Origin of the sequence: Chitinophaga ginsengisoli, from assembly GCF_003014595.1 — a bacterium.
Classification (GTDB): Bacteria; Bacteroidota; Bacteroidia; order Chitinophagales; family Chitinophagaceae; genus Chitinophaga; species Chitinophaga ginsengisoli.
Map to the genome: position 1 here is coordinate 66,979 of NZ_PYGK01000025.1, position 11,117 is coordinate 78,095.

An 11,117-nucleotide genomic window follows, 5' to 3' on the forward strand; every position below is an offset into this window, starting at 1 on the left:
TTAAGGAGCGAAGCCCCCGGATTATCCGGAGGCTTCTTTGTTTTAATGATGCTGCTTTCTTTGCAGACCAGCGCACTGATGATAGTAATAGCTGACAGATATGCATAAGTATTTGTCGGTGTAATAGTAAGGTGTCTATATTGTAGCAGCCATTTTGAATAATTTTGTTCCCGACAGAAAACCCCTAACTTAAAACAACCCACGATGAAAACCTTTTCCCTCATGACATGGAGCGGCATGTGCTTAGCCGCGCTCACTTTTGTATCCTGCTCGAAGGATGCCAAACTACAGGATCATAACAAGATGGCCGTTGTAAAGGCCGAGGCAGACGGCGATGGAGCCATGCTGGCAAAGCTCTTGCAGCAGAATGGTCCTCAGTACGAATTTTTCAAGATAGACGGCAAACAGGGTGGTAGGATCAAAACCAAACAAGGTTCCATTTACACATTCAGTCCGAACTCCCTCGTCACACAGAGTGGTGGCCCGGTGTCTGGTAGTGTCGACATCGTTATTAAGGAGATCTCGACGCCCAGCAACATGATCTTTGCCAGCAGGCCTACGGCTAACAATGGTGGAGCCCAGCTGACTTCTTACGGAGAGTTCTTCGTACGTGCCACCCAGTCAGGACAGGACCTGAATTTGCGCGCCGACAGTGCAGTGGCCGTACAGGTACCTGTTGCTAAAAGACCAGCACAAGAAGGTGTACCGCTATGGGGTGGTGATACGTCTGTTATCATTACTACTTCTGGTTACAACGATGTGAATCAGCCGGTAACCATTCCCGTTGCTGCCAGCGCTAATCAGGGTGTTACCTGGAATCCGGCGCCTGGATTCGCATTATTCAACGGCACGAATGGCACGCTGAATTTCCGCCTGGACAGCCTGATGACCTGGAGAAACTGCGACGCGCTGACTAACCTGCCTGGTCCTAAAACCACAGTACTGGGCTATTTTACTAACTTCTACAATCCTGCCACACAGACCAGCTATGGTGGTGAAGAGCCTTGTATGTTGTTTTTCAAACCTGCAGGTGTGAACACAGTGGTGAAGTTGTATAACGTGATCCTGAATGCACCGGTTGGTCGTCAGGGTTTATTAAGTTATCAGAATTCCGTGCCTATTGGTCAATCAGGTACTTTCCTGGCTATCACGGCGCTGAATGGTAACTTCTTTGCACAGAAAATACCGGTTACTATTCCGTCGCCTTCCGGAGGCTTTGTAGGGATTAATTTTACATTAGCGCCTGTAACGCCGGCTGCCCTGGTGGCACTGATCCAGAGTATGAACACGCCTTGATCATTTATCAGGATCTTTTATAAAGAAGGTTGCCTGTTTCTTTCTGTCAGGAAACAGGCAACGCTTTATTTCACCAGCTTTAACTTCCCGGTCACTTTCTCCAGCATTACCAGGCATTCTGCCCAGCCCAGCCGGATAATCTCACCTGTCGTGAATGGCACATATTTCTTCAGCATATAATAACCGATCACCACACAAAAGACCATATTCAGCAGCGAGCCAAATGCCACCCAGCGCACGTCATGGAAGAGCCGGATGAAGACAATATCTCCAATGATATTCAGTACCAGTTTTATGAAGTTCTTATAGAAATTGGTGAGTGGCCGGTTGATCATATCCAGTGCCACGCCGATGAAGCGGTCAATGGGATAGAGAAAAGCGCACAGCAGGAAAATACGCACTACATCTGTTGCCGGCAGGTATGCCCGGCCTGCCAGGATAATGATCAGTGGTTGGGTGAACACGATCATACCGATGATAAAAGGAATGATCACGATACTGACAACGCCCGTATAACGGCTGAAAGCCCGTGATACTTCGGGCCATTCATTCCTGTTGGCAGCCCCGGATAGTGTAGGTTGTGCGGTGGCCACAAAACTGCGGAGAATGATCTCAATTACCTCCATGAACTTCTGCGGAATACTATAAATAGCTACCGCCGCAGGACTGATCATGGTACGGATGAGGAAGTTATCTGAATAGTTGAGAAAGCCGGAAGAGATCATACTACCCACAATGAGCCAGCCATATTTTACCAGTATGATCACCTGTTTTTTGGTACTGTGCACCACGGTACGCACCTTGGTCCAGCCCTTTAGCAACGTAAAGCCACTGGTGGCCGCGAGCCCGGTCATATAAGCTACCAGTACATATGGCAGGGTAACCGTGCCGAAAAAATGAAACACTAATATCAGCACCAGGAAGCCCCCGTTCTGCCAGAAACGTATCTGCAATATCTTGTCAAAACGATGTTCTGCCTGCAGAAACCAGCTGGCCACATTGAAGGGAACAGACACCACCATCATGACGCCCAGCCAGCGCATAAAGAAACGCCAGGTTTCATCGAAAAAGTTGTAGAGTATAAGTCCTGCAATGAGATTTAAAAGCAGGTAAATGCCCGTTAAAATGAGCACCAGGTACCAGGCGCTGCCCGCCACTTCCCGGCCGGTCTTTTCATCGACGCCGGTATAGAATTTAATAATGCCCGATTGCAGTAAAGCCGTGCGGATCTGGTCCAGTACAGTATAAGTGCCTATGAACAATACCCATTCCCCGAAGGCGGAAAGGGACAGTAAACGAACGAGAATAGCAAAGGATAAAACGTTCAGGAAAGCAGAAACGAGATTACCTAATAAAGAGTGAAAATGCCTGTTGTTAAATACCAATAATAATTTAAATCCCATGTATTTGATATAAAACCAGTGAATTGAAATTTGTGCGGTCTTTGTACAGGATAAGATTATTGGGGGAACGGTGTATTCCAGTGACCACAATATTACCGTAATATAAAAGTTTGACAAAATTTAATTTCGCGAAGCCCCAACAATAATATCGTTGCTATTTATTTACGTATTATTTTTTATAATGCTTTATTAATTAGTATAATTACATATAAAAAATATTCTATTTGACAAATAAAATTATTGTACTTTGCCGCCGGATCTTGAAAAGCATCTAAGAGCAAAGGCATATCAGATGATTTGTAGACGCTAGCGTGAATCAGACGCCCTTATGAACAACCAGATGAGTAAACGGACATCACGACGACCTTGCTAAGACCTCTACGGGACAACGTACACGATTACATCCAACGTGCTCTAATCTTTTTCATCTGATTGCTTTATCAATTAGATAAGGGGATAGCCCCTCCAAGCGTACCATATAGTTTAATTGAAAAACCTGACTGATGAGACATTTGTACACAACTATGTTCAGGGTGGTCACCGCATGCCTCGCGCTGACACTGTACACAACGCTAGCAGCAACCGCTCAGATGACAGCGGTATCATTAGCCGGAACCAATGTTACAAATTCCGGAGGGTATTACGAATACGTCCCTCCATCCTACGCAAACAGCAAAGAGCCTTTTCCGCTGATCGTTTTCATTCATGGCATAGGTGAACTTGGCAACGGTACTACACATCTGAAGTCTGTGCTGAAGAACGGTTTACCAAAACTCATCGACAAGGGTACATTTCCCACCTCTTTTACAGTCAAAGGGAAATCTTTTTCATTTATAGTTGCAGCCCCGCAGTTTAAGAAAATTCCAGGCCCGGTAGATGTATTGAGCCTGATCAACTACCTGAAGAAAAAATTCAGGATTGACAATAGGCGTATATATGTAACGGGTCTGAGCATGGGGGGGGGGGTGACGGAAGATTTTGCGAGTGCAAATGATTCCTATGCACAGCTGGTTGCTGCTGCTGTCCCTATTGCAGGTAATATGAATCCAAAGTCGCTCCCCAGGGCGCCTAATACAGTAGCTAAAAACGATGTACCGATGTGGTTCTTCCATAATACTGACGATCCAATGGTACCTTCGCAATATTCCAGGGACTGGGTGTCCATGATAGATGCCTATAAACCGGCTGCCAACCCGACACCCAAACTCACCATTTTTAATAAAAAAGGACATGATGCCTGGACCACCGCTTACGATCCTGCCTACAAGGAAAATGGCATGAACGTATATGAGTGGATGCTGCAGTACGCAAAAGGTACATCCGTTGATCCTCCACCTCCACCACCTTCCGGTAATAAGAGGGTGATGGCGAAGACGAATATCGGCAATGGTATGTGGTATACGAACGCCATGAGTACCTTCAACCTGGTACCAGGCGATACACTCTGTATTGCTGCAGGAGATTATGAATTCATACAACTGGGAGGTCTGGTAGGTACTGCAGAAAAACCGATCGTTATTACTAACTGCGGTGGCGTGGTAAGAACAGGTATCAATACATTAAAAACAGATGTTTCCTTCGGCATAATGGGAGGTAAATTCCTGCACATCACTGGTTCCGGTACCCCTGGTATCGAATACGGATTTGATGTGAACGGAAAGAACCTGCTGGGTATTGTCATGCAGGGGATGTACCTGGGCTCAGGCAGCAGCGACATTGATGTACACAACTTTTATATCCACAACGTGGGCTCCTTTATTGTGGCCAAGACCACCCAGGAATGCGACAATCCCCAGTTCTGGGAAGGCAAATACGTGATGAAGAATGTGAAGATCCACCACATCAAGGGGCGCTATTCAGCCTATGAAGGGTTCTATATCGGTAACACACATTATATTATGGATTATGCCCTTTGCAAGGGTATCAAATCCCACCACATCCAGGACCTGGAAGTATATGACAATGACCTTCAGTACATGGGCCAGGACGGTATCCAGGTGGCAATGGCCGACATGGGAGATAACAGGGTGCACAATAATATCGTGCGCGACTATGGTACCAACAGACTGGATGCACAGAGTTATGGTATGTTGATGGGCGGTGGCTCCCGTGTGAAATTGTATGACAACGTTGTGGACCACGGTTATCTGCCCGGTGTGGCATTATTCGGATCTGGTATTTCTTATGTGTATAATAACACTATTTCCAACGTCGAGAACGGAGAGGGTATCCAGGTAGCAGATAAACTGATCCTCGAACCTGTGACCGCCTACATCTATAATAACACGATCTATAACACCGGCAATAGCGGTATCAAAATATACGCCTACCTGACTACCCTCGGCCATAAGGTCTACAACAACCTGGTGATCGAAAATTCTTTGGGCGGCAGCTATCCTACGGATGGTATTTACATCAGGGGCGCACAGAATATTAAATTCGACTATGGCAATAACCTGTTCACTAAGACTGCCAATGCCGGCAAGTTCGTAACCAATGTTGCCGGCGGCGATTTCCACCTCACGGGTACATCAAAAGCGATTGACGGTGGTAAATCAGTGGCCGACCTGGGACTGACAGATGATCTCGATGGTAACCGACGTCCCATGAACAAAGGCTTTGATGTGGGCGCCTATGAATACCAGGGAACCGCAGCTCCGGGCAATGGTAATACAACACCTGTAGCGAATGCCGGTAAGGATATAACTATTACGCTGCCAACGAATACTGTGACACTCAATGCTTCCGCTTCCAGCGATGCGGATGGTAGTATCAGCAAATATGCGTGGAAGAAACTATCTGGCCCAACCGCAGGAACGATCACCAATGCAGCAGTCGCCACTACCAGTGTGACCGGACTAACTGCAGGTACTTATATTTTCACGCTGACTGTTACGGATAACAAAGCAGCTACAGACATGGACAGTATCATTGTAAAAGTAAATCCGGCTGTAGCAAACAAAATCCCTGTAGCGAATGCAGGCACGAATACATCCATCACACTGCCTGTTAATACCGTAGCATTGGATGGTTCTGCTTCCACAGATGCTGATGGTAAGATCACCCAGTATGCCTGGAAGAAAGTAAGCGGACCAGCTGCTGGTACGTTTACCAGTTCCACACTCGCTAAAACTACGGCAACAGGTTTGGTGACAGGTACCTACGTATTCTCCCTGACTGTGACCGACGATGATAAGGCTACTGCTACTGCGAATGTTACAGTGACCGTAAATCCTGTTGCGCGGCCGAATCAGGCGCCTGTGGCCAATGCGGGTACTATGCAAAGCATCACATTGCCAACCAATAGGGTAACGCTGGACGGTGCTGCTTCCAAAGATGCTGATGGTAAAATTGTCAAATATGCCTGGAAACAGATAGCAGGCCCTATTACTGTAAACATCACTAACGCTACCCTGGCAAGTACTACAGTAACAGGTTTCGTAGGAGGAACTTACACCTTCGCCCTGACCGTTACCGACGATGATAATGCTACCGCTACGGCGAATGTAGTGGTAAGAGTAAACCTTGCACCAAATGTAGCGCCTGTAGCTAACGCCGGACCTGATCAGACGATCACACTGCCAACCAGTACAGTGAACCTGAATGGAAGTGCTTCCACAGATGCAGATGGCAGTATCGTGAAATATGCATGGAATAAGCTGAGTGGCCCTGCCGGTGGTACTTTTACACAATCCGGTGTGGCTGTAACCAGCGCAACAGGCCTCGTAGAGGGCACCTATTTGCTGACACTCACTGTTACTGACAATGATAACGTGACCGACGTTGATACTGTGAAAGTGGTGGTGAAAAGTGCACCAATCACTAATAAGCCACCTGTTGCCAATGCAGGGTCAGATGTGACCATTACCTTGCCGGTGAACAGCGTCATCCTGAATGGGGCAGCTTCTTCCGATCCGGACGGTGTGATCACCAATTACCAATGGTTGAAGATGTCCGGCAAAGACGTACGCTTCTCCAACTCACAGGGTATTATCAATGTGGTATCGGCACTGACTGAAGGTACTTATGTATTCGAACTGGTGGTGACAGACAATAAAAATGCTACTACCAGAGATAATATAACGGTAACCGTACTGCCGGCTTCAGGTACCAACACCAGCGATAAGGCGCCTGTAGCTCGTACACAGGGCGATCTGACCCTGAAATTGCCGAAGGAAAGTATGACGGCTGATGGTAGTGCCTCTTATGCAACCAACAGCAAAATTACATCCTATGCGTGGAGACAGGTATATGGTCCGCTGCCGGCAAGTTTCTCTGCGCCGGATGCACGGAGTACGAAGATCTCTGGTATGACGTTCCCGGGCAGCTATGTATTTGAACTGACCGTAACCGATGCCAATAAACTAAGCGCCCGTTCTACGTTCGAAGTGACCGTGCTTGAGGCGGATGGAGATACCTTCGTTCCTGAGATCATGACCTATCCGAATCCGGCTGTCAGCACATTATACTTCAAACAACGTATGAAGGATGCTACCCAGGGTACAATCACCATCTATAACGTATCGGGCAAGGCACTGAGGAGTTATAACCTGCCAGCGGGTGATAATCAGCAGGAAGCGCTGGATATATCATCTCTGCCAACAGGTGTATACATCCTGCAGGTAGTGTACAAGAACAGTACCTATAAATGGAGTACGAAGTTTATAAAAGCTAACTAATAGATCAGGGAACCTTTTCCCATAATTTTGTAGCCGGGTTATACTGTTTGATGAGTCTTGCAGGATTCCCGGCTACAATGCTAAATGGGGGAACATTTCTGGTAACAACGCTACCCGCTGCTACCACGGAATGTTCCCCTATTTTTACGCCCGCTGTGATCACTGCATTCGCACCGATCCAGCTGTCAGCACCGATGTTGATCTCTCCGGTAGTACAGGGTTGCATGCCAATAGGAACGTCAATGTCCTGGTAGCCGTGATTAAGTCCTGACATCACGACATTCTGGGCAATGATCACATTGTCGCCAATGGTAACAGGGCCGATCACCACATTACCGATACCCACCTGCACATTGTTGCCGATCAGTACATCGCCCATTCCATTATTGACAGTGGCGAAATCGTCGATGATTGATTTGGCGCCCAACGCGAAATGATTGAAGGGGAATACATCCAACCGGGTATAACGGCGTACGATAGCACCTTTTCCTCTTTTATGTATAAAACGGTTCACCACCAGTCTTACCCATAAGCGCGGCCTTGCCTGGCCTTTGGGCATTATCATACGGTGCGCAAACTGTTTTAGTCCGGGATTACTTTTGATCTTTTCTTTCAGGTTTGTAAATGTGCTCATCGGTCATGCAGTGTTTAAGATGGCGTCGTAAATGGCTCTTACGGAGTTTTCCCAGCTGTGGGAGCGGGCAAAAGAGATACGCTCTTCCTGCAGCGCAGGACTATCTTCTGAAAGCGCTTTGCTGATCAGCGTAACATACTCATTTGCATTCCGGGCAAGATAAGTGTGTGAATCGAATAGCTCCATCGTCCTGGTGGCGGTGGCAACTACCGGTTTTCCTAATGCGAGGTATTCATCTATTTTTAATGGATAATTGCCTACGGTCAGTACATTCACCTGTTGGGGATTGATACATATATCAAAGGCCCGGATGTAGGCCGGCAGGTCCTTTAATTCCTTTCTGCCCAGGAAATGTACATTAGGCAGCTGATGCAATACTGATTGCTTAAAATATTCATCTTCCGGCCCGACCAGTACAATTGACCAGTCACTCTTTTCCCTGGCAATATGCTCAATAATGCCCGGGTCCAGCCGCAGGGCATTCAATGCTCCCACATAGCCTATACGCGGTCCTTTTATGTTCGCCACATCGGCAGGTATAGCATACTGTTGCGTTACGTCAAACAGGGAAAGATCACATCCCTGTCCCACATAAAAGCTATTCGGATTATATTTTTTGAGCATGTCTGTCAGATAGGTGGAATTCGCCAGCGCCACATCTGCTTTTGCGATATGCTGGGGTTCCAGCTTTTCTCCGTGTTTCTTCCAGTAATCCACGCCCAACAGGTAGTCACGGCTGTAATAGATGTACGTAGCCGGCTTGAGCAATTCTTTCATGTAAAAACCACGAAAAATATCGTTATCATTGAAGAGGATAACATCAGAAAAGCCCAATGCCGTGATCGCTTCCAGAATGCTTGCGGCAAACTTCCTGTTATTCCGTTTGTTTAGCCAGGAGAAGAGTGGTTGTGCCCTGGCCGGCAGCCAGTTAATGGATTCAAGTACGGAAGATGGATAATAGCTCCATAGATTTTCTCCGACAGGTACGATCGCAGGTTCTTTCTTCTGTAAAGTTTTGAGATGATAAGAGATATTGGGATCATCCTTTTGGTGCAGGATGGTTCGCCGGTCAAGCGGTGAATTGACATATAACACACGATTGTGGCGGGCGAATTGTAGCGCTATATTCTTACAATTACTTCCTATAGGGGTATACCACTGCTGTAAGCCAATGATAACAATATCCCGGTTCCTGATGAGTGACACTGCAGTTAAGAATTATGGTGATATAATTGCTTATTGAGGTCTCAAGGGAGCATGGCTAAAAACGACCCAAATATAGCTACTTTTTTTACATTATAGAAAAGCAGTAGTAAAAGATAAACGTGAACTATTATTTTATGACTTCGAAACACATTCCCGAAACAATCGAGATCAGGCAGTTAACCGCTGAAGATTACCTGGATCTCAAAGAATCGATGGTATCTGCATACGCAGACATGGAAGGAAGCTACTGGCGTGAACCCACCATACGCAGGCTGGTAGAGCTTTTCCCCGAAGGACAGATTGCTGTTACCGTAAACGATAAGGTGGTAGGTTGCGCATTGTCTATCATCGTTGACTACGGAAAATTCGGTGACGAACACACGTATGAACAAATAACCGGTTATTATACTTTTAGTACACATGACCCCAAGGGCGATGTCCTGTATGGTATTGAAGTGTTCGTACATCCTGATTACCGTGGCCGGCGACTGGCCCGGCGTTTATACGATGCCCGCAAGACGCTCTGCGAAAGACTCAACCTTAGTGGTATCGTAGCCGGTGGGCGTATTCCCAATTATCTTAAATATGCAGATGAAATGTCGCCGAGAGATTACATCGAAAAGGTACGCGATAAAGAGATCTATGATCCTACATTGACCTTCCAGTTCTCCAACGACTTCCAGGTAAAAAAGATCCTGAAGAATTATCTGCCGCACGACGAAGCCTCCAAAGGATTTGCCACCCTGCTGCAATGGTATAATATCTACTACGAAAAAGACCAGGATACCATCCGCTACAATAAATCCACCGTACGCATCGGACTTGTGCAGTGGCAGATGCGCGACTATGGCAGCCTGGAAGGGTTCATGCAGCAGGTGGAATATTTTATAGATGCGGTAAGCGACTATGGCTCAGACTTTGTCGTATTCCCCGAACTGTTCAATGCGCCGTTAATGGCGGAATTCAGCCAACGCGATTCCGCAGGCGCCATCAGAGGAGTAGCAAAGTATACCGAACAGCTGAGAGATCAACTCATCCAGCACGCCGTGTCCTACAACGTGAATATCATTGGTGGCAGCATGCCCATCGTCATTGACGAAGCGCTCTACAATATCTGTTACCTTTGCCGCCGTGATGGCACCTACGAAGAATACATCAAAATGCATCCCACACCCAGTGAAGTATATGCCTGGGGCGTAAAGGGCGGTGACAGGCTGAAGGCATTTGATACGGACTGCGGGAAAATAGGTATCCAGATCTGCTACGATGTAGAGTTCCCCGAACCGTCACGTATACTGGCAGAGCAGGGAATGCAGATATTGTTTGTACCTTTCCTGACTGATACCCAGCATGCCTTCAACCGTGTGAAGTTCTGTGCACAGGCAAGGGCCATCGAAAACGAGTGTTACGTAGCCATTGCCGGCTGTGTGGGCAACCTGCCGAAGGTCAACAACATGGACTTACAGTACGCTCAGAGCGCTGTGTTCACGCCTTCTGACTTCGCATTCCCTGTAACAGGAGTCAAAGCGGATGCTACCACTAATACAGAAATGGTGGTAATTGCAGATGTGGATCTGGTGCTGCTTAAAGAGCTTAATGCCTTCGGCAGCGTCCAAACCAGGAAGGACATGCGCAGGGATCTCTACGAGGTTAAGTGGAAAAAGCCCGGTAAAAACAATTGAATAAACGTTCTTAACAAAACGCAATAGGACTCCGCTAGGAGTCCCCTTGTTGTGCGCCTGGCATGTTCATAAACTAGGAGGTGTAAGTCCTCCGCGAGCCTTGATAGTAGGAATCGCTAGCTCAAGACAAGGGTGTCCACCGTGAGGTGGAATCTGAAGGAAGTCGGCGGCAAAATCCCGGTCTGACGAACAGAAACCGCATATAAGGCAATCACTG

General features: G+C 47.1%; 6 protein-coding genes. 3 read left to right on the forward strand and 3 right to left on the reverse strand.

Features of this window, described 5'->3' with window-relative positions:
* The first annotated feature begins 204 nt into the window (after window positions 1–204).
* The gene (locus tag CLV42_RS32630) at window positions 205–1,296 is read left to right on the forward strand and encodes a hypothetical protein (RefSeq protein WP_106606144.1); all 1,092 of its coding nucleotides are present in this window, start codon (window positions 205–207) and stop codon (window positions 1,294–1,296) included.
* Window positions 1,297–1,361: 65 nt separating this feature from the next.
* On the opposite strand, the gene CLV42_RS32635 is transcribed toward CLV42_RS32630, so the two are convergent.
* Entirely contained in the window at window positions 1,362–2,699 is a 1,338-nt protein-coding gene (locus tag CLV42_RS32635; RefSeq protein ID WP_106606145.1) for a lipopolysaccharide biosynthesis protein, read from the reverse strand.
* 503 nt (window positions 2,700–3,202) lie between these two features.
* On the opposite strand from CLV42_RS32635, the gene CLV42_RS32640 reads away from it, so the two are divergent.
* Complete coding sequence (locus CLV42_RS32640) at window positions 3,203–7,378, forward strand: PKD domain-containing protein (RefSeq protein ID WP_106606146.1); 4,176 nt, start codon at window positions 3,203–3,205, stop codon at window positions 7,376–7,378.
* A gap of 4 nt (window positions 7,379–7,382) precedes the next feature.
* Here the strand turns inward: CLV42_RS32640 and CLV42_RS34520 are convergent, their stop codons facing one another.
* Window positions 7,383–8,012: an acyltransferase gene (locus CLV42_RS34520; RefSeq protein ID WP_106606147.1), complete on the reverse strand. Its 630-nt coding sequence runs from the start codon at window positions 8,010–8,012 to the stop codon at window positions 7,383–7,385.
* 3 nt (window positions 8,013–8,015) lie between these two features.
* Complete coding sequence (locus tag CLV42_RS32650) at window positions 8,016–9,218, reverse strand: glycosyltransferase (protein ID WP_106606148.1); 1,203 nt, start codon at window positions 9,216–9,218, stop codon at window positions 8,016–8,018.
* 134 nt (window positions 9,219–9,352) lie between these two features.
* Between CLV42_RS32650 and CLV42_RS32655 the strand changes: the two genes are divergently transcribed.
* Complete coding sequence (locus CLV42_RS32655) at window positions 9,353–10,900, forward strand: bifunctional GNAT family N-acetyltransferase/carbon-nitrogen hydrolase family protein (protein WP_106606149.1); 1,548 nt, start codon at window positions 9,353–9,355, stop codon at window positions 10,898–10,900.
* Window positions 10,901–11,117: the final 217 nt, after the last annotated feature.

Coding starts and splice junctions, on each gene's coding strand:
- CLV42_RS32630 (WP_106606144.1), top strand. CDS start 205: ATGAAAACCTTTTCCCTCATGACATGGAGCGGCATGTGCTTAGCCGCG.
- CLV42_RS32635 (WP_106606145.1), bottom strand. CDS start 2,699: ATGGGATTTAAATTATTATTGGTATTTAACAACAGGCATTTTCACTCT.
- CLV42_RS32640 (WP_106606146.1), top strand. CDS start 3,203: ATGAGACATTTGTACACAACTATGTTCAGGGTGGTCACCGCATGCCTC.
- CLV42_RS34520 (WP_106606147.1), bottom strand. CDS start 8,012: ATGAGCACATTTACAAACCTGAAAGAAAAGATCAAAAGTAATCCCGGA.
- CLV42_RS32655 (WP_106606149.1), top strand. CDS start 9,353: ATGACTTCGAAACACATTCCCGAAACAATCGAGATCAGGCAGTTAACC.